This is a genomic window from Streptomyces collinus (genome assembly GCF_031348265.1).
Taxonomy (GTDB): domain Bacteria; phylum Actinomycetota; class Actinomycetes; order Streptomycetales; family Streptomycetaceae; genus Streptomyces; species Streptomyces collinus.
This window is the reverse complement of sequence record NZ_CP133771.1, coordinates 2,144,193-2,162,775: the sequence shown is the minus strand read 5'-3', so window position 1 is coordinate 2,162,775 and position 18,583 is coordinate 2,144,193. Positions and strand designations below refer to the sequence as shown.

Annotated in this window: 17 protein-coding genes; 8 read left to right on the top strand and 9 right to left on the bottom strand. The window is 70.7% G+C overall.

Features of this window, described 5'->3' with window-relative positions; all coding sequences use genetic code 11:
• Nucleotides 1-11: 11 nt before the first annotated feature.
• Entirely contained in the window at nucleotides 12-1,067 is a 1,056-nt protein-coding gene (locus tag RFN52_RS09710; RefSeq protein ID WP_184845115.1) for a carbohydrate kinase family protein, read from the bottom strand.
• On the bottom strand, nucleotides 1,064-1,972 hold the full coding sequence (locus tag RFN52_RS09705; protein WP_184845112.1) for a pseudouridine-5'-phosphate glycosidase: 909 nt from the start codon (nucleotides 1,970-1,972) through the stop codon (nucleotides 1,064-1,066). Before RFN52_RS09705 ends, RFN52_RS09710 begins: the two co-directional genes overlap by 4 nt.
• Nucleotides 1,973-2,081: 109 nt before the next feature.
• Between RFN52_RS09705 and RFN52_RS09700 the strand changes: the two genes are divergently transcribed.
• On the top strand, nucleotides 2,082-2,510 hold the full coding sequence (locus RFN52_RS09700; RefSeq protein ID WP_184845110.1) for a VOC family protein: 429 nt from the start codon (nucleotides 2,082-2,084) through the stop codon (nucleotides 2,508-2,510).
• Nucleotides 2,511-2,639: 129 nt separating this feature from the next.
• On the opposite strand, the gene RFN52_RS09695 is transcribed toward RFN52_RS09700, so the two are convergent.
• Both RFN52_RS09695 and RFN52_RS09690 read right to left on the bottom strand, forming a co-directional pair.
• Nucleotides 2,640-3,194: a methylated-DNA--[protein]-cysteine S-methyltransferase gene (locus RFN52_RS09695; RefSeq protein WP_184845106.1), complete on the bottom strand. Its 555-nt coding sequence runs from the start codon at nucleotides 3,192-3,194 to the stop codon at nucleotides 2,640-2,642.
• A gap of 54 nt (nucleotides 3,195-3,248) precedes the next feature.
• Nucleotides 3,249-4,121, bottom strand: coding sequence for a glycerophosphodiester phosphodiesterase (locus RFN52_RS09690; protein WP_184845104.1), 873 nt, complete (start codon nucleotides 4,119-4,121; stop codon nucleotides 3,249-3,251).
• A gap of 289 nt (nucleotides 4,122-4,410) precedes the next feature.
• Between RFN52_RS09690 and RFN52_RS09685 the strand changes: the two genes are divergently transcribed.
• The 6 genes from RFN52_RS09685 to RFN52_RS09660 all read left to right on the top strand — a co-directional run bounded on the left by RFN52_RS09685 (nucleotide 4,411) and on the right by RFN52_RS09660 (nucleotide 12,787).
• Nucleotides 4,411-5,277, top strand: a complete 867-nt coding sequence (locus tag RFN52_RS09685) for an MHYT domain-containing protein (RefSeq protein WP_184845101.1) — start codon at nucleotides 4,411-4,413, stop codon at nucleotides 5,275-5,277.
• A gap of 40 nt (nucleotides 5,278-5,317) precedes the next feature.
• On the top strand, nucleotides 5,318-7,462 hold the full coding sequence (gene uvrB / locus RFN52_RS09680) for an excinuclease ABC subunit UvrB (RefSeq protein ID WP_107458607.1): 2,145 nt from the start codon (nucleotides 5,318-5,320) through the stop codon (nucleotides 7,460-7,462).
• A gap of 139 nt (nucleotides 7,463-7,601) precedes the next feature.
• A complete protein-coding gene (locus RFN52_RS09675; protein ID WP_107458608.1) occupies nucleotides 7,602-8,180 on the top strand; it encodes a TerD family protein in 579 nt (192 codons plus the stop codon).
• Between the two features lie 76 nt (nucleotides 8,181-8,256).
• Entirely contained in the window at nucleotides 8,257-10,275 is a 2,019-nt protein-coding gene (locus RFN52_RS09670) for a TerD family protein (RefSeq protein WP_184845098.1), read from the top strand.
• A 223-nt stretch (nucleotides 10,276-10,498) separates the two neighbouring features.
• Nucleotides 10,499-11,500 (top strand): TerC family protein, encoded by a 1,002-nt coding sequence (locus tag RFN52_RS09665; protein WP_184845095.1) that lies wholly within the window; start codon nucleotides 10,499-10,501, stop codon nucleotides 11,498-11,500.
• A 186-nt stretch (nucleotides 11,501-11,686) separates the two neighbouring features.
• A complete protein-coding gene (locus RFN52_RS09660; protein ID WP_184845093.1) occupies nucleotides 11,687-12,787 on the top strand; it encodes a calcium:cation antiporter in 1,101 nt (366 codons plus the stop codon).
• A gap of 58 nt (nucleotides 12,788-12,845) precedes the next feature.
• Here the strand turns inward: RFN52_RS09660 and RFN52_RS09655 are convergent, their stop codons facing one another.
• Both RFN52_RS09655 and RFN52_RS09650 read right to left on the bottom strand, forming a co-directional pair.
• Entirely contained in the window at nucleotides 12,846-14,120 is a 1,275-nt protein-coding gene (locus RFN52_RS09655) for an MFS transporter (protein WP_184845091.1), read from the bottom strand.
• A gap of 94 nt (nucleotides 14,121-14,214) precedes the next feature.
• Entirely contained in the window at nucleotides 14,215-15,270 is a 1,056-nt protein-coding gene (locus RFN52_RS09650; protein ID WP_184845089.1) for a S66 family peptidase, read from the bottom strand.
• Between the two features lie 168 nt (nucleotides 15,271-15,438).
• Between RFN52_RS09650 and aroQ the strand changes: the two genes are divergently transcribed.
• On the top strand, nucleotides 15,439-15,912 hold the full coding sequence (aroQ, locus tag RFN52_RS09645; protein ID WP_184845087.1) for a type II 3-dehydroquinate dehydratase: 474 nt from the start codon (nucleotides 15,439-15,441) through the stop codon (nucleotides 15,910-15,912).
• 55 nt (nucleotides 15,913-15,967) lie between these two features.
• Here the strand turns inward: aroQ and RFN52_RS09640 are convergent, their stop codons facing one another.
• The 3 genes from RFN52_RS09640 to RFN52_RS09630 are packed head-to-tail and all read right to left on the bottom strand — an operon-like array spanning nucleotide 15,968 to nucleotide 18,482.
• Nucleotides 15,968-16,720: an amino acid ABC transporter ATP-binding protein gene (locus RFN52_RS09640; RefSeq protein WP_184845085.1), complete on the bottom strand. Its 753-nt coding sequence runs from the start codon at nucleotides 16,718-16,720 to the stop codon at nucleotides 15,968-15,970.
• Nucleotides 16,717-17,613 (bottom strand): amino acid ABC transporter permease, encoded by an 897-nt coding sequence (locus RFN52_RS09635; protein ID WP_184845082.1) that lies wholly within the window; start codon nucleotides 17,611-17,613, stop codon nucleotides 16,717-16,719. Before RFN52_RS09635 ends, RFN52_RS09640 begins: the two co-directional genes overlap by 4 nt.
• Nucleotides 17,610-18,482 carry an ABC transporter substrate-binding protein gene (locus RFN52_RS09630; protein WP_184845079.1) on the bottom strand — a complete coding sequence of 291 codons (873 nt, stop codon included), beginning with the start codon at nucleotides 18,480-18,482 and terminating at the stop codon, nucleotides 17,610-17,612. Before RFN52_RS09630 ends, RFN52_RS09635 begins: the two co-directional genes overlap by 4 nt.
• Between the last annotated feature and the right edge of the window lie 101 nt (nucleotides 18,483-18,583).

The window sequence follows — 18,583 nt, the reverse complement described above, 5'->3', positions numbered from 1 at the left end:
GGCAGGGGTGGTTAGCCGGGCAGGGGCGGTCTGCCGCCCACCCGTTCCACCGCTCGCGCGCCCGCCCGGCAGCCCTCCGCCGCGGCATCCTCCGGGCCGGCACCAGCGAGCAGGGCGGCGAGGAACGCGCCGGTGAAGGCATCACCGGCGCCCGTCGTGTCCCGTGGCGTCGCCGGTGCGGCCGGAACGCGTGCGCGTACCTTCCCCTTGCGGGCCACGACCGCTCCCTCGTGCCCCTGCTTGGCGACGACCAGCGGCACCCGCAGGCTCAGCTCGGCTGCCGCCTCGGCCGCGTCCGCCAGCCCGGTCAGCAGGCACGCCTCGTCCCGGCTGGGCAGCAGTACGTCCACGCCCTCGACGAGCGCCAGGAACCGCTCGGCGCCCAGCCCCGCGAGGAACCCGGCCGAAGCCGGGTCGAGACTCACCGGCACTCCACGCGAGCGGGCGGCTTCCAGGGCCACGGTCACGAGAGCCCGGCTCGACTCGGAGAACAGGAGGTAGCCCGACAGGTGCAGCCGGGCCACGCCGTCGAGCAGCGCGTCCGACCAGTCGGAGGGCCCGAGCCGCCCTGAAGCGCCGCTGTCGGTGAGGAACGTCCGCTCCGCCGCAGAGCCCCCGTCGACCATGCAGATCACCGTGCCGGTCGGCGCCAGTGGGTCGACGACGAGCTGCGGCCGCACCCCCTGGATGACCAGCTCCCGCTCGTGCCAGGCAGCCGCATCCGTCCCGACCCGCCCGAGCAGCCGTACGTCCGCCGCTCCCCGGTGGGCTGCCCAGCACGCCACGTTGGCGCCCGCACCGCCCGCCACCGTCCGGATCGACGCAGTCGTGTCCGTGCCGGCCGCGAGCGGCCCCGCGTGCCGCGCGACGACATCCGTGATGACGTCCCCGACAACCAGCAACCCCCGGGCCACCGACGCGCCCGTACCTACAGAACCCGTATCCCCGGAGCCTGTATCCCCGGTGCCCGTACCCCCGGGTCCCGTACCCCCGGTGCCCCTGGCCGCGGAGTCCGTTCCCCCTGAGCCCCTTCCCCCTCCCTGCCCGGTCCCGCCGTCCGCCGTCATCCCCGGGCCCAGGCCGCCGCGATCCGCGCGGCCAGGCGCACGTTGCCGCGGACCGCCGCCAGGTTGGCGCTGAGGGAGGCGCCGTCCGTGTGCCGGACCAGATAGTCGAGCAGGAAGGGTGTGACCGCCTGGCCGGTGATCCCCTGCTCCTCACAGGCGTGCAGTGCGTCCGCGAGCACGCGTGCGTGCAGGTCCGGATCGAGCTGCTCCTCCTCGGGGACGGGGTTGGCGACGATCAGCGCCGACTCCGGCCCGCCGAGCGCGTCCTGGGCCACCATGACGTCCGCCACCTGCTCCGGCCTCCCCAGCGTCCAGTCCACCGGATGCCCCGAGTCGGAGAGGTAGAAGCCGGGGAAGCGGTCCGTGCCGTAGCCGGCCACCGCGACACCCAGCGTCTCCAGCCGCTGCAGGGTCGCCGGCACGTCCAGGATCGACTTCACCCCGGCGCACACCACCGTGATGCGCGTGCGCGCCAGCAGCCCCAGGTCGGCGGACTCGTCCTGCGTCACCGTCCACTCCCGGTGTACCCCGCCGAGCCCACCGGTCGCGAAGACCCGCACGCCCGCCAGCGCCGCCAGCAGCGCGGTCGCCGACACCGTGGTCGCCCCGCTCGCCCCCGACGCCACCGCGAGGGGCAGGTCACGGTGGCCCAGCTTGCGGATTCCGTCCTCGTTCGCGACGCGTTCCAGCTGCTCCTTGTCCAGGCCCACATGAGGACGTCCGTCCAGCACGGCGATCGTGGCGGGCACCGCGCCCTCCTGCCGCACGGCCGTCTCCAGCTCCAGCGCGACCTGGAGATTGCGCGGCCGCGGCAGCCCATGGGCGATGATCGTGGACTCCAGGGCCACGACAGGCCGACGCGCGTCGATCGCTTCCCGCACTTCCTCGGACACCACCAGCACCACGCGCCTGCCTCCTGTCGGTCGGTCAGTCGTTCCCCTCCCTCATCTCTGGCGGGCGGCGCGCCGGGCCAAACCCTTGCGGGCCGACGGTGTCGTCACGAGCCTGGAGTGCATGACGGATCACATACCGCGTCTCGACCACGTCGTCCTCTGGGTGCGCGACCCGCTCGCCGCCGTCGACTTCTATGAGAAGGCCGTCGGCATGGAGGCCGTCAGGCTCGCGGAGTTCGCTGCGGGTGAAGTGCCGTTCCCGTCCGTGCGGGTCAACGACGAGACCATCCTGGACCTCATGCCGCTGAGCTTCGCGGAGCGCATGAGGATGCTGCCCGGCTCCGTCGACAGCGCGGGGCATCCGGTCAATCACGTCTGCCTGTCGCTGCCTCGCGGCGACTTCGACGCCCTCCTGGGCCGGCTGACGGACCACTCCGTACCGATGTCCGAGCTCGCGCACGGCTCCTTCGGGGCCCGGGGCAAGGCCACGCGCAGCTTCTACTTCCGCGATCCGGACGGCAACGTCTTCGAAGCCAGGCACTACGACTGACCAGACCCGGCACCACGACTGACCGGACCAGCACGATGACGGCCCCGGCCCGGCAGCACGACCGACCAGGCCAGGCACGATGACGGCCCCGGCCCGGCACAGCGACCGACCGGGCCGTGGGTCGCCGCATCAGAAGAGCGGCTCGGGGAGCACCCCTTCCAGGGCGAGCAGCCTCCGCTTGGTCTCCAGGCCGCCGCCGAAGCCGCCGATGCCGCCGCCGCTCTCGACGACCCGGTGACAGGGCACCACCACCGGCAGCGGATTGGCGCCCATAGCCATGCCCACGGCCTGGGCGGCGCCCGGCTGGCCGACCCGCCCGGCCAGGTCGCCGTACCCGACGACCTGGCCGTACGGCACACCAGAGGCCAGCTCGCGCAGGACCTCCCGGTTGAAGCCGGAGATCAGCGACCAGTCGAGCGGCAGGTCGAAGTCGCGTCGCTCACCCGCGAAGTACGCCTTGAACTGGCGTATCGCCTCGGCCAGCAGCGGGGAGCCGGGCGCCTCGACGGGCTCGGTGCCCAGCCGCGCCGCCAGCCGCTCGACGGCCTTGTCCCGCACTGCGTCCGTGGCGTGGAACACGACGTTGACCAGGCCTTCCCGGCTCGCGGCCAGCAGCAACGGCCCGATCCCGCTCTCGACGACCGCCCACACCACCGGCGGCTCGGCCTGCCCTTGGCTGTCCATGCGCCCCACAGTAGGACCCGCCACTGACAACGCCGCCACGCCCGGCGCGCGGGATCAGCCGCCCACGGCCTTCCGCACCACATCCGGCCTGTTCGTGATGATCCCGTCGACCCCGTACCCGGCGATCCGTCGGGCCGTCCTCGCGTCGTCGACCGTCCAGGCGAAGACCTCCAGACGGCGGCCGTGCGGTCCGTCGAACGCCTGCACCAAGGACACGTACGCCCGGGAGAGCGAGCCGTGCGAGGGGTTGATCTGGTCGGCGAACTCGGCGACGTCGAGCAGGTCCGACCCGCGCGGAGCCCCCAGGAGGCCCGTCTTCACACCGGGCTTCAGCTCGTGCACGGTCCGCACGCTGTCCGCGCTGAAGCTCTGCACGATCAGCCGGCCCGCCACATGCGACCGGTCGAGCCAGCCCTCGTTGCTGAGGACCTTCAGCGTCTGCCGCTCGATGCCGGGGTACAGCTTGGGGTTCTTGATCTCCAGGAGAAGCTTCTGGTGATGCCGCTCCAATCGGTGCACGAACTGCTCCAGCGTCGGCACGCGCGCGCCCGCGTACGCGGGTCCGAACCAGCTGCCCGCGTCCAGCCGGGCGATCTCCGCAGCGGTGAAGTCCTTCACCTTCCAGGGAGCCCGGCCGGGGAAGACCTCCTCGGCGTCGGTGGTGCGCCGCAGGTTGTCGTCGTGGAGGACGACCAGCTCGCCGTCCCTGGTCCGCTGCACATCGTTCTCCACCCAGCGGATGCCCAGTTCCGCCGCTCTGTCCACGGCTGCCAGGGTGTTCTCGGGCGCGTATGCGGAGGCGCCCCGGTGTGCGATGACCAGCGGCGACGTGCTGGTTCCCGCAGCACGCGCGGGGGAGGCGGGGAACAACAGTGCGGCGGTCCCCAGGAATGCGGTGGTGGAGGCGGCAACAGCGCGCGCGTGCATGCGTACTCCTCGCGACGAGCGATCGGCGACATCACAGACAGCACAACTGTGACAGCAGAGGGTCAACGCGAGAGGGGTACAGGATGACCACACGTTGAACGGAGATCTCCCAACTCCGCTCACTGGTACCGCACAACTGCGGCAGGGGCGTGTTTCTTTGCCGGAAAGTCGTTCGACCATTCCGGTGGGGGTCATACTCTCTGCGTCAACCCTGACCGCTCGTGCGGTCCTGGGAGGGGGCGCACATCAGGAATTCCGGGACGTACACGGGCGGGAAGGGCAGCCGCGCATGCAGGGCACGATCGACGGATTCAGCTATGGCCTGGTCACACCCCTCGTGGCCTACTTCATGGCCTGCCTCGGCGGCGCTCTGGGCCTGCGCTGCACCACGAGATCGATGCTCGTCTCCCATTCCTGGCGCCCCGGCTGGCTCGCGCTCGGCTCCGCCGCCATCGGCTCCGGCATATGGACCATGCACTTCGTCGCGATGATGGGATTCACGGTCCGCGGGACCCCGATCCACTACGACAAGGCGATGACCTTCGCGAGCCTGGCCGTTGCGATCGTCATGGTGGGTGTCGGGATCTTCAGCGTCGGCTACAAGGGAGCCCGCGGTACGGCCCTGTTCACCGGCGGCACCATCACAGGCCTCGGCATCGCGTCGATGCACTACCTGGGCATGGCCAGCATGAGCCTGGACGGAAAGCTGGAGTACAACACCGTCACCGTCGGCATCTCCGTCGCCATCGCCATGGGCGCGGCCACCGCCGCCCTGTGGGCCGCCGGGCAGGTCCGGGGCTTCCTGTGGAGCGTGGGCGCCAGTCTCGTCATGGGCCTCGCCGTCAGCGGCATGCACTACACCGGCATGGCCGCCCTCAGCGTCCACCTGCACGGCACGGCCGAACCCGCTTCGGGAGAGTCGCCCGCGGCCCTGCTCGCACCCATGCTGATCGGCCCGCTCGCGTTCCTGCTCCTCGCGGGCGTCGTGGTGATGTTCGACCCGCTGATGGTCATGGGGAAACCCGCCGTCGCCCCCGTCGAGCAGAAGCCCGGCATCCCCGCCCACACCCACGTCCGCCACTCCGCCCACCGCCTGAGGTTCCGTCCCCGCCGCACCGTGGAGCACCGAGGGTCCCGCACCCCGCAGAACCGCTGATCAGAGCCCGCTGTCAGTGCGGGGTCGTACGGTGGAACCCATGCGGCCCGTTTCAAAGATCGAACGCACGGTGGCGCCCTTCGAGGTCGTCAGCCCCTACCAGCCGAACGGCGACCAGCCGACGGCCATCGCCGACCTCGCCCGGCGCATCCAGGCGGGCGAGAAGGACGTCGTGCTGCTCGGCGCGACCGGCACCGGCAAGTCCGCCACCACTGCGTGGATGATCGAGAAGCTCCAGCGCCCCACGCTCGTGATGGCGCCGAACAAGACGCTGGCCGCCCAGCTGGCGAACGAATTCCGCGAGCTGCTCCCGAACAACGCCGTCGAGTACTTCGTCTCGTACTACGACTACTACCAGCCCGAGGCGTACGTCCCGCAGTCGGACACCTACATCGAGAAGGACTCCTCGATCAACGAGGAGGTCGAGCGCCTGCGCCACTCCGCGACGAACTCGCTGCTCACCCGCCGCGACGTCGTCGTGGTCGCCTCGGTCTCCTGCATCTACGGCCTCGGCACCCCGCAGGAGTACGTGGACCGCATGGTCCCCCTCCGCGTCGGCGAGGAGATCGACCGCGACGAGCTGCTGCGCCGTTTCGTGGACATCCAGTACACCCGCAATGACATGGCCTTCACCCGCGGCACCTTCCGCGTCCGCGGCGACACCATCGAGATCTTCCCGGTCTACGAGGAGCTGGCCGTCCGCATCGAGATGTTCGGCGACGAGATCGAGGCGCTGTCCACGCTGCACCCGCTCACCGGCGAGATCATCAGCGACGACGAGCACCTCTACGTCTTCCCGGCCTCCCACTACGTCGCGGGTCCCGAGCGCCTGGAGCGGGCCGTCAACGACATCGAGAAGGAGCTGGCCGAGCGCCTGACGGAGCTGGAGAAGCAGGGCAAGCTGCTGGAGGCCCAGCGCCTGCGCATGCGGACCACGTACGACATCGAGATGCTCCGCCAGATCGGCAGCTGCTCCGGCGTCGAGAACTACTCGATGCACTTCGACGGCCGCTCGCCCGGCTCCCCGCCCAACACCCTGCTGGACTACTTCCCGGACGACTTCCTCCTCGTCATCGACGAGTCCCACGTCACGGTCCCGCAGATCGGCGCCATGTACGAGGGCGACGCCTCCCGCAAGCGCACCCTCGTCGACCACGGCTTCCGGCTGCCCTCCGCCCTGGACAACCGCCCCCTGAAGTGGGAGGAGTTCCAGGAGCGCATCGGCCAGACGGTCTATCTGTCGGCCACCCCGGGCAACTACGAGATGTCCCGCTCGGACGGCTTCGTCGAGCAGATCATCCGCCCCACCGGCCTCGTCGACCCGGAGGTCGTCGTCAAGCCCACCGAGGGCCAGATCGACGACCTGGTGCACGAGATCCGGCAGCGCACCGAGAAGGACGAGCGCGTCCTGGTCACCACACTCACCAAGAAGATGGCCGAGGACCTCACGGACTACTTCCTGGAGCTGGGCATCCAGGTGCGCTACCTGCACAGCGACGTCGACACCCTGCGCCGCGTCGAACTGCTGCGTGAGCTGCGCGCCGGCGAGTACGACGTACTGGTCGGCATCAACCTCCTGCGCGAGGGCCTCGACCTGCCCGAGGTGTCCCTGGTGGCGATCCTGGACGCCGACAAGGAGGGCTTCCTCCGCTCCGGCACGTCCCTGATCCAGACCATCGGCCGCGCCGCGCGCAACGTGTCCGGCCAGGTCCACATGTACGCCGACAAGATCACCCCGGCGATGGAGAAGGCCATCGACGAGACCAACCGTCGCCGCGAGAAGCAGATCGCGTACAACACGGAGCGGGGCATCGACCCCCAGCCGCTCCGCAAGAAGATCAACGACATCGTCGCCCAGATCGCCCGTGAGGACATCGACACCGAGCAGCTGCTCGGTTCGGGCTACCGCAAGGCGAAGAAGGACGGCGGGGGTACCAAGGCACCCGTGCCCTCCCTTGGCAAGGCGGCCGGGGCGGCCAAGTCCGCCAAGGGCAAGGGCAAGGCCGAGGAGACGGTGCCGACCGACCGCCCCGCGGCCGAACTGGCCGGGCAGATCGAGGAGCTCACCGCGCGGATGAGGGCGGCAGCCGCGGAGCTCCAGTTCGAGATCGCGGCCCGGCTGCGCGACGAGGTCTCCGAGATGAAGAAGGAACTGCGTCAGATGAAGGAGGCGGGTCTGGCCTGACAGCGTGCCGCGTACGGGCAGTGTTGCAAGACCGACACAAAGTGCGGACCGGGGTACGTCGCTGTCAGTGCCCCTGCGTAGGGTTCTGGTCAACCGCGACTACGCGGCAACAGGGGACGTTCGAGAGGGGAATCAGCGCGTGACCGTCAACATGACCAAGGGTCAGGCCATCAGTCTGCAGAAGAACGACGGCGGCAGCCTGACTGCGGTTCGTATGGGTCTCGGCTGGCAGGCGGCTCCCCGGCGCGGCCTGTTCGGCTCGCGCACGCGAGAGATCGACCTCGACGCCTCCGCCGTCCTGTTCGCGGACAAGCAGCCGGTCGACGTCGTCTTCTTCCGCCACCTGGTGAGCGACGACGGCTCGGTCCGCCACACCGGTGACAACCTCGTCGGCGGTGTCGGCCAGGGCGGCGACGACGAGGCGATCCTCGTCGACCTCGCGCGGGTCCCGGTCCACATCGACCAGATCGTCTTCACCGTGAACTCCTTCACGGGCCAGACCTTCCAGGAGGTGCAGAACGCGTTCTGCCGCCTGGTCGACGAGACCAACGGCCAGGAGCTCGCCCGCTACACGCTCGCCGGCGGTGGCCAGTACACGGCCCAGATCATGGCCAAGGTCCACCGCACGGGCCAGGGCTGGTCGATGACGGCCCTGGGCAACCCGGCCAACGGCCGCACCTTCCAGGACCTGATGCCGGCGATCCTGCCGGTGCTCTGACGCACCCCGGGCCCCGGACCGGCGGGCCCGGCGAGCAGCACACGACTTCACACAACGACACAGGGGGACGAAGGCGATGACGGCCGAGCTGGTGCGGGGGCAGAACCACCCGCTCTCCCAGGCCCGTCTCGAGATCCGGATCTCGGCCGGTACGCCGATCGTGGCCGTGGCCGCGCTCGGTGACGAGAACGGCCGGATCCACGGCGCGGAGTGGGTGGCCCACCCGGGCGCGCCCACCCAGCCGGGTCTCGAGGTCCCCCGGCAGGCCGCCGCCGATCATCGCCTCGCGGTGGACCTGGACGCCGTGCCGGAGGCCGTCCACCGGGTGAGCGTGCTGCTCGCCCTGCCCGTCGGGGGGACGGGGCCGGTCCGTTTCGGCGCGGTCGCGGCCCCCTTCGTCGCCGTCACCGGCCTCGACGGCGGCGAGGTCGCCAGCTACACCATCACCGGCCTGGAGGCCGAGTCGGCCGTCGTCGCCCTGGAGCTCTACCGCCGGCAGGGCGCCTGGAAGGTGCGCGCCGTCGGCCAGGGCTACGCGGGAGGCCTCGCCGAACTCCTCACCGACCAGCAGCTGCCGCAGGCCCACCAGCTCGCCGGCAGCATCAACGACGCGGTGTCCCAGGGGCTGGCCCGCTCGGTGCAGGCGCCCCCGCCGCGCACGGCGGACGGCGACCGCTCCCGGCAGGCGGCGGCTCCCGCGCTCGGCCCGGACCAGGGCGGCACCGCGCCTCAGCCGGGCCCCGTGCCACCGGTGTCGCCGTACGGCGGCCTGACGCCCGGCGGTCCCGGGCAGCCCGCTCCGCAGCAGCCGTCGTATCCCGGATCCGCCCCGGATCCTGACGCCGTCACCCAGCCGTCCGCTCCCACGGCCGGCGGCCCCATCGACTACAGCCACCCGCGCCGCCAGAACGCCGCTCCGCCCCCGCCTCCGCCGACCGCGCCCCCGGCCGCACCCGGGCAGCCCGCACAGCCCGTCGCGGGCGACGCGACCGGCTGGTCCATGGAGGAGCGGCTCTACAACCAGGTGTGGGGCATGTTCGAGGACCTGGCCCGCACCACCGCCGCCTACCGCAGCGCCGTCGACTTCGCCGAGTCGCGCATGGACAAGGAGCTGGAGCAGGTCCTCTCCGACCCGCGCAGCCGGATCGGCGGGCAGGGCGACGCCGCCCGCGAGGCGGCCCGGGCCCGGCACACCCAGCTCGTCGCCCAGGCGCGGGAGGCCCTCGACCGGGACCTCGCCCAGCTCGCTGCCGAGGCCGACGTCGTCGAACCGGCACTGCCACCGGCGTACGCCCGCTGGGACAACCCGGCCTGGCACGCCTACCGGGTGCCGATGGAGATCCCCATGGCCCTGCGCCTGGGCGACCTCCACCTCCCCGAGGCCGACCGGATCCGCATCCCGATGCTGGTCCGGCTGCCGCTGGAGCGGGGCCTGTGGATCGACAGCGGAGCGGCCGGATCGTCCGACGGTTCCTTCACCGATTCCCCCACCATGAGCCGTCTCGCGATGGAGACGGCGGTCGCGCACGCGGCCCGGCTGCTCGCCGTCTACCCGGCGGGCGAGTTCACCGTCCACGTCATCGACCCGGCCGGCTCGGGGGCACAGCCGCTGGCGCCCCTCGTGCAGACCGGGGTGCTCGCGGCCCCGCCCGTGCCCGGCGCCGCCGGGGTGGCGGACGTACTGGGCCGGCTCACTCAGCGGGTCGACCTGGTGCAGATGGCGGTCCGGGGCGGCGCCGCCGACTCCCTCCCGCCCGGTTTCGACACCTCCCAGCAGCTCCTCATCGTCAACGACTTCCCGCACGGCTTCGACGACCGGGCCGTGAATCAGCTGCGCTACCTCGCCGACGAGGGCCCCGCCTTCGGTGTCCACCTGATGATGGTGGCCGACCGTGAGCAGTCCTCCGGATACGGGCCTTTGCTCGATCCGCTGTGGCGTTCGCTGCTGCGACTGACGCCGGTGGCCGACGATCACCTCGCCGACCCGTGGGTCGGTCATGCCTGGACGTACGAGCCGTCGCTCGTGCCGCCCGGCAGCCAGGTCCTCCAGCAGGTGCTCTCCCAGGTGGCCACCGCCCGCACCAAGTTCACGTAAAGCTCCCTGACCAGGGGTTTTGGCCTGTCTTTTGCCAAGCGCTTTACCTGTTCTTGGTGATTGGGGTACTGTTGACGGCACGGAGGGGAGTACTCCCTGTCTGCTGCGGCGTACCCGTCAATACGGATCAGGCCAGATCCCGGGGCGTCGGCCCATCCTTGGGTGGAAGAGACCTCCGGCAGCGACGACGCTGACATTTGCCGTTACGACTGCCGGAGGCGCAGTGGATGTTTCCATGACCCTATGGGTCCTGACGATCGTGGGCCTCGCCGCCCTCATCGCGGTCGACTTCTTCATCGGCCGCAAGCCGCACGACGTTTCGATCAAGGAAGCCGGGATCTGGACGGTCGTCTGGATCGTCCTGGCCGCGCTCTTCGGCTTCGGCCTGCTCCTGTTCGCCGGCGGCCAGCCCGCCGGTGAGTTCTTCGCCGGCTTCATCACCGAGAAGTCACTGAGCGTCGACAACCTGTTCGTCTTCGTCCTGATCATGGCGAAGTTCGCGGTTCCGTCGCAGTACCAGCAGCGTGTGCTGCTGATCGGTGTCCTCATAGCCCTGGTCCTGCGAGCGATCTTCATCGCCGCCGGTGCGGCGATCCTCGCCAGCTTCGCCTGGGTGTTCTACATCTTCGGCGCGTTCCTCATCTACACGGCCTGGAAGCTCATCCAGGAGGCCCGAGCCGACGAGGAGGACGAGGAGTTCGAGGAGAACAAGCTCCTCAAGGCCGCCGAGCGCCGCTTCGGCGTGGCGGACCGGTACCACGGCACCAAGCTGTGGATCGAGGAGAACGGCAAGCGGGTCATGACCCCGATGCTGGTCGTGATGCTGGCCATCGGCACCACCGATGTCCTCTTCGCCCTCGACTCCATCCCCGCGATCTTCGGCCTGACGCAGGACCCGTACATCGTCTTCACGGCCAACGCGTTCGCCCTGATGGGTCTGCGCCAGCTGTACTTCCTCATCGGCGGCCTGCTCAAGAAGCTGGTCCACCTCAGCTACGGGCTGTCGATCATCCTGGGCTTCATCGGCGTGAAGCTGGTGCTGCACGCGCTGCACGAGTCCGGGGTGCACGTCCCCGAGATCAGCATTCCGGTCTCGCTCGGCGTGATCTGCGCCGTCCTGATCGTCACCACGATCACCAGCCTGCGCGCTTCCAAGAAGCAGGCGGCGGCCGAGATGGCGCAGGGCAAGAGCGACGGCGCCAGCAAGGACAGCATCGACGCCTGACCTCGTCCGGTCGCATCGGATCAAGGGGAAACCTGCACGGGAGCGGTGCTCGGCGAATTGCCGGCCACCGCTCCTGGTGCTTGCGACCTCGTGGACGCCCGTGACCTCGAGTAGCCCCGCAGCACAGGCCCACAGGCCGCCCGCGACCGCAGTGCGGGGCCCCTTCACGTCTGCGACGATCACGGCATGACCGCTCGGCGCAGGCCGCTCACGGCACAGTGGACGACTCTGGTTCCCCTGCTCGCGGCCGTGCTGCTGGTCTTCACCTGGGGGCGTGATCTGCCGGCGGGAGTCGTCGTGCTGGTGACGCTGGTCCTCGCGGGCGCCGTCCTGGCCGCAGTGCATCACGCCGAAGTGGTGGCCCACCGGGTCGGTGAACCGTTCGGCTCACTCGTGCTCGCCGTCGCCGTCACGATCATCGAGGTCGCCCTCATCGTGACCTTGATGATCGACGGCGGGGACAAGAGCGCGACACTGGCCCGGGACACGGTCTTCGCAGCCGTGATGATCACATGCAACGGCATCGTCGGCCTGTGCCTGCTGGTCGCCTCACTGCGGCACGGCACCGCCGTCTTCAACCCGGAAGGCACCGGCGCCGCACTCGCGACCGTCGCGACCCTCGCCACCCTCAGCCTGGTCCTGCCGACCTTCACCACCAGCAAGCCGGGGCCGGAGTTCTCCACCGTCCAGCTGACCTTCGCGGCCCTCTCCTCGCTCATCCTGTACGGACTGTTCGTCACCACACAGACCCGGCGGCACCGGGACTACTTCCTGCCGATCACCCGGCACGGCGAAGTGATCACCGACGAGGAGCACGCCGAGGCACCGAGTGCCCGTACCGCCCTGACCAGCCTGGGACTGCTCGGCCTCGCCCTGGTCGGCGTGGTCGGTCTGGCCAAGGGGGTCTCGCCGACCATCGAGTCCGGGGTGGAGGCGGCCGGACTGCCCCAGGCCGTGGTCGGCGTGATCATCGCGCTGCTGGTACTGCTCCCGGAGACCATCGCCGCGCTGCGTTCCGCCCGGCGCGACCGCGTGCAGACCAGCCTCAACCTCGCCCTCGGCTCGGCCATGGCGAGCATCGGCCTGACCATCCCCGCCGTCGCCCTCGCCTCGGTATGGCTCTCCGGCCCCCTGGTCCTCGGCCTGGGCGCCACCCACATGGTGCTGCTCGCCCTGACCGTGGTGGTCGCCTCGCTGACCGTGGTGCCGGGCCGGGCCACACCGCTCCAGGGCGGGGTCCACCTGGTGCTGTTCGCGGCGTACCTGGAGCTGGCGATCAATCCGTAGGCGAGCAGACGCCCACGGGAAGCGCTGCGCGCAGCCGCCACGACACCAGCACCCCGGCTCACCCCGCTGGGGCCTCCGCAGCCGCACCCACCCGCACCGGGCGCGTCTCCGGCAGCAACGCGAAGCACCCGAGGCTCAGCAGCGCGATCGCCGTCAGATACGCGGCAACGCCCCATGGCACCCGCCCGCCCTGCTCGGCCAGTGCCGTCGCCACGATCGGTGTGAGCGCGCCCCCCACGACCCCGCCGAGGTTGTACCCGACGGCGGCACCGGTACAGCGCACCCGCGGCTCGTACAGCTCAGGCAGATACGCGGCGATCACGGCGAACATGGTGATGAACGCGAGCATCGCCCCCAGGAAGCCGAGGAACATCGGCAGCGGTGCCCCCGTGGCGAGCAGTGCGACCATGGGGAACATCCACAGCGCGGCGGCCGCGCACCCGGCCAGACACAGCGGCCGCCGGCCGTAGCGGTCGCCGAGCAGCGCCGCCAGCGGGGTGAGCGCACCCTTCACGAGCACCGCGCCCATGATGCAGGTCAGCATGACGCTGCGGCTCACGCCGAGCTGCTCCGTCCCGTAGGCGAGGGACCAGGTCGTCACGGCGTAGAAGATCGCGTAGCCGATCGCGAGCCCTCCGCCGGTCAGCAGGAGGAGCCGCCAGTGGTTGCGGACGACCTCGGCGAGCGGCACGCGCGCGTGGTCGTCGATCTGGAGGAAGGAGGGGCTCTCCGTGAGCGACGACCGCAGCCACAGCCCTGCGACGGCCAGCACCCCCGCCGCCCAGAACGGCACCCGCCACCCCCACGCGGCGAACTGCGCCTCCGTCAGCGTCGAGGACAGCCCCAGCACCACCCCGTTGGCGAGCAGGAACCCCAGTGCGGGGCCGACCTGCGGGAAGCTCGACCACAGGGCGCGCCGTTCGGCAGGCGCGTGCTCCACGGCCAGCAGCACCGCCCCGCCCCACTCCCCGCCGAGCCCCAGCCCCTGGAGGAAGCGCAGCACCAGGAGCAGCAGCGGAGCGGCCACGCCGATCGAGTCGTACGTCGGTACGCAGCCGACCGCGACCGTGGAGGCCCCGGTCAGCAGCAGGGAGGCGACGAGGACCGGCCGCCGCCCGCGCCGGTCCCCGATGTGCCCGAACAGCACCGACCCGAGCGGCCGGGCCACGAAACCCACACCGAAGGTGGCGAAGGCGGCCAGTGTCCCGGCCACCGGAGAGAAGGTCGGGAAGAACAGCGGCCCCAGGATCAGGGCCGCCGCGGTGCCGTAGACGAAGAAGTCGTAGAACTCGATGGCCGTCCCCGCGAGCGAGGCGGCCGCGAGGCGCGGCATGGAGGGTGTTCTTACGGTGCGTACGTCGTGCATGCCGCGTCAACTACCCACCGTGATCGCCGGTTACGGGGGCGCACGGAGGGCTTGCGGGCCCTCAGTACGTGACCGTGATGCGCCGGGCCGGTCCGTCCACGCGCACGGTTCCCCCGTACGGGATCACCAGCTGCGGATCGGTGTGCCCGAAGTCCACGTCGAAGACGATCGTGGTGTCGGGGGCGTAGGCCCGCATGGCACGCAGGACGGCATCGCGTTGGTCGGCCGCGTAACGAGCTGCCTCCTCCGGGCTGTTGGGCTGCTCGAAGGACCATGTCTTCGGCCGGCCCATGAGCAGGGCCGGGAAGCGCTCCAGCAGCCCGCGTTCGCCCATGTTCCGCAGGGTGGAGAAGACCTCCGTGGCGCTCGGCATGTCCTCGGAGGTCTCCAGGAGCAGCACGCCGCCGTCGTACTCGGACAGGTCACGCGCGACCTCCCGGTCGGCCATCAGCAGCCAGCCGAGGATCTCCAGGCAGCCGCCCCAACTACGGCCCTCGACCACCCGGTCCGGGTTCACCCAGGTCCAGCCGGACCCGGGACGGGTCTCCGGCTCCTCGTCGAACGTCGCCGGGTCCGCCCAGTCCCGGTCGATGTCACGCCACCGCTCGGCGGGCCTCAACTCGTACGGTCCAGAAGTGAACAGGGCCGCCCGCAGGGACTCGGCGGTCTGCGGGTGCATGGCTCCGGGACGGCCCAGTTCGCACATCACACTCCCGCCGTGGAAGCCGACGATGCCGCAGGTGCGCAGGAACGCGAGCAGGTTCGTGTTGTCGCTCATCCCGAAGAACGGCTTCGGGTTGGCGCGGATCAACTCCCGATCCAGGTACGGCAGCACGGTGATCTGGTCGTCACCGCCGATCGACGCGATGACGGCTTTGATCCCCGGGTCGGCGAAGGCGGCGTGGATGTCGTCGGCCCGCTCCTGGGGCGTGGAGTCCATCGTGCGGGTCGCCGGATACTCGACCGGCTCCAGCCCGTACTCCTTGCGCAGCCGCTCCAGGCCCAGCTCGTAGGGGAGCGGGAAGAGCCCCGGCAGACCGGAGGAGGGCGAGATCACGGCGATGCGGTCGCCGGCGGACGGCTTGGGAGGATAGGCCGGGCTGGTAGGGCTCGTCATACCGGGAGGCTACGGTCCGGCGGACTGCCGGCGCACCGTGATAAACCGGCCTGCGGGACGGTCTGCCGTCCCCCACACAGGGGCGAGATCGGCCCGCACCCCGTGATAGACCGGCTGTGAGCGGCGGTCCGCCATGGGCCGCGCGACCCTGAACGGACCGGAGGAACCGTGCCCCGCACCCTGGCCCACGCCCCTATCATGATCCTCAACGGGCCCAACCTGAACCTCCTCGGCCAGCGCCAGCCGGAGATCTACGGCTCCGACACTCTCGCGGACGTCGAGGCTCTGTGCGCCAAGGCGGCGGCCGCCCACGGCGGAACCGTCGACTTCCGCCAGTCCAACCACGAGGGCGAGCTGGTCGACTGGATTCACGAGGCGCGGCTGAACCACTGCGGCATCGTGATCAACCCCGGTGCCTACTCGCACACCTCCGTCGCCATCCTTGACGCCCTCAACACCTGTGACGGTCTGCCGGTGCTGGAGGTCCACATTTCCAACATCCACCAGCGTGAGGCGTTCCGGCACCACTCGTACGTGTCGCTGCGTGCCGACGGGGTCATCGCGGGCTGCGGCGTGCAGGGGTACGTGTTCGGTGTGGAGCGCGTCGCGGCGCTGGCGGGGTCGGGCACGGCGGAGGCGTGAGCCATTGCGGGTAAGGACCGCCGACCATGGCGGGCGCCTCTTACCGCCCGGCTTCCTACAGCCTCCCCGCCTCCACGATCCGCCGCAGGAAGCGCCGCGTGCGCTCCTGCCGCGGATCCCCGAAGACCTGCTCGGCGGTGCCGCGCTCCAGCACCACGCCGCCCTCCAGGAAGCACACCTGGTCGGCGACCTCCCGGGCGAAGCCCATCTCGTGGGTGGCCAGCACCATGGTCATGCCCTCGTCCTTCAGGTCGCGGACTACGGTGAGGACCTCGCCCACCAACTCGGGATCGAGGGCGGCCGTGATCTCGTCGAGCAGCAGCAGCCGGGGGCGTACGGCCAGGGCCCGCACGATCGCCGCACGCTGCTGCTGGCCGCCGCTCAGCCGGTCCGGATACTCGCCCGCCTTCCCGCCCAGCCCCAGCCGCTCCAGCAGCTCACGCGCGCGTGCCTCGGCCTCGGCGCGGGCGACACCGTGCACGCGCCGTGGGGCGAGCGTGATGTTCTCCAGAACGGTCATGTGCGGGAACAGGTTGTACGCCTGGAACACCACGCCGATCCGGCGCCGCACGGCGTCCTGGTCGACCCGCGGGTCGGTGACCTCCTCGTCGTCCAGCCAGATCGCCCCGTCGTCGATCTCCTCCAGCAGGTTGGCGCAGCGCAGCAGTGTGGACTTGCCGGAGCCGGAGGCGCCGATCAGCGCGGTGACGGTGTGCGGGGCGACCTCCAGGTCGACGTCCCGCAGGACGACCGAGCCGCCGAAGGTCTTGCGGACGGACTCCATGCGCAGCACGAGGGTCCCGCTCATATGGCTCCTCCCTGGGCCTGCCGGCGGTCCATCCGTGCCGTCACCCAGTCCGTGAAACGGGTCATGGGGATGGTCAGCGCGACGAAGACCAGCCCCGCGACGATGTACGGCGTGTAGTTGAGGCTGCGGCCGACGATGATGTCGGCGGCCCGTACGGCGTCCACCGCACCGCCGATCGAGACGAGCCCGGTGTCCTTCTGCAGCGACACCAGGTCGTTCAGCAGCGGCGGCACCTGACGGCGCACCGCCTGCGGCAGCACCACGTACCGCAGCGCCTGCCGGTTGCTCAGCCCCAGCGAGCGGGCCGCGGCGCGCTGCGAGGGGTGCACGGACTCGATGCCGGCGCGGAACACCTCGGCGACGTACGCCGAGTACGTCAGGGTGAGCGCTGTGCCGCCGAGCAGCACCGGGTCGACGGTCACCCCCTGGAGCCGCAGCGCCGGGACGCCGAGGACCACGATCATCAGGTTGATGATGAGCGGCAGCCCCCGGAAGAAGTCCGTGTACGCCGCGGCCAGGAACCGCAGGGGGAAGAACACCGGGCCGCGCAGGGTGCGGGCGACGGCGATCAGTATGCCGAGGACGAGCACGGCGGCACCGCAGATCAGCAGCAGCCGGACGTTCAGCCACAGCCCTTCCAGGACCTTCGGGAGCGCCTCACGCGCGTACTCCCGGTCGAAGAAGGTCTCCTTGGTGCGCGGCCAGCCCGGGGCGCTGACGACGACCAGGTAGAGGACGACCGCGGTGACGAGGGTCGAGAGCGCGCCGATCGCCGTCGCGCGCCGGGCGCGAGCGCGCCTGTACCGCTCCCGGTCCCGGCGCCGCTGCGAGGGCTTGTAGTCGTCTGCCGCGTCGCGCTCGCCGGAGCCCAGCTCCTCCTTGTCGAGCGTCACTTGAGCACCGGCGCGTCGACGGCGTCCGACAGCCACTGCTGCTCGATCTTCGCGAGCGTGCCGTCCTCGCGCAGGGTGTCCACGGCCCGCGAGACGCAGGAGGTGAGCGCGCTGCCCTTGTCGAGCACGAGGCCGAACTGCTCCGGCGTACCGCCCTGTTGCTCGAACTGGCCGACGATCGTCGCGTCGGTGACCTCGGCCCCGGTGATGTAGAACGCGGTCGGCAGATCGACGACGATCGCGTCGACCTGGCCGTTCTTCAGAGCGGACTTGGCCTGGTCGTTCTTTCCGTAGACGGCCGCCGGCTGCGCGGGCCGCACCACGTCGTCGATGTAGTCGAGGCTGGTGGTGCCGACCTGCGCGCCCAGCTTCACGCCCTTCAGCTCCGCGATGCTCTTCGCCCTCGCGGCCTTGGAGCCCTTCAGCGCGACGACGGCCTGGCGTACGTCGTAGTAGCCGGAGGAGAAGTCCACGGCCTTCTTGCGCTCCTCGCTGATGGACACCTGGTTGATGTCGAAGTCGAAGGTCTTCTCACCGGGTGCGAAAGCCTTGTTGAAGGGGACGGTCTGCCAGGCGACCTTGTCCTTGGCGTAACCGAGCCGGTCGGCGACGGCGTAGGCGACCGCCGACTCGAATCCCTTGCCGTTGGCGGGCTTGCCGTCCTTGAACCACGGCTCGTAGGCGGGCTCGTCGGTGGCGATCGTCAGCTTGCCCGAGGTCCGGGTGGCCAACTCGCCCTTCTCGCACGTGCTCCCGGCGGACGACGACGGCTCGCCCGGCTCCTCCGGCTGCGGAGCGCAGCTCACGGCGGCGGCAAGGAGGACGACGGCGACGGCGGCGCGGCGCAGGGCGCGCGGGGCAGGATGCATGGCGGGAGATTGACAGCCGACGGTCCCGTCTGTCGAGGTCACGACGCCACATGTCCGGATAGTGGGAACGGGCGTTGCAATCTCGTGAACGCGCCTCGGAT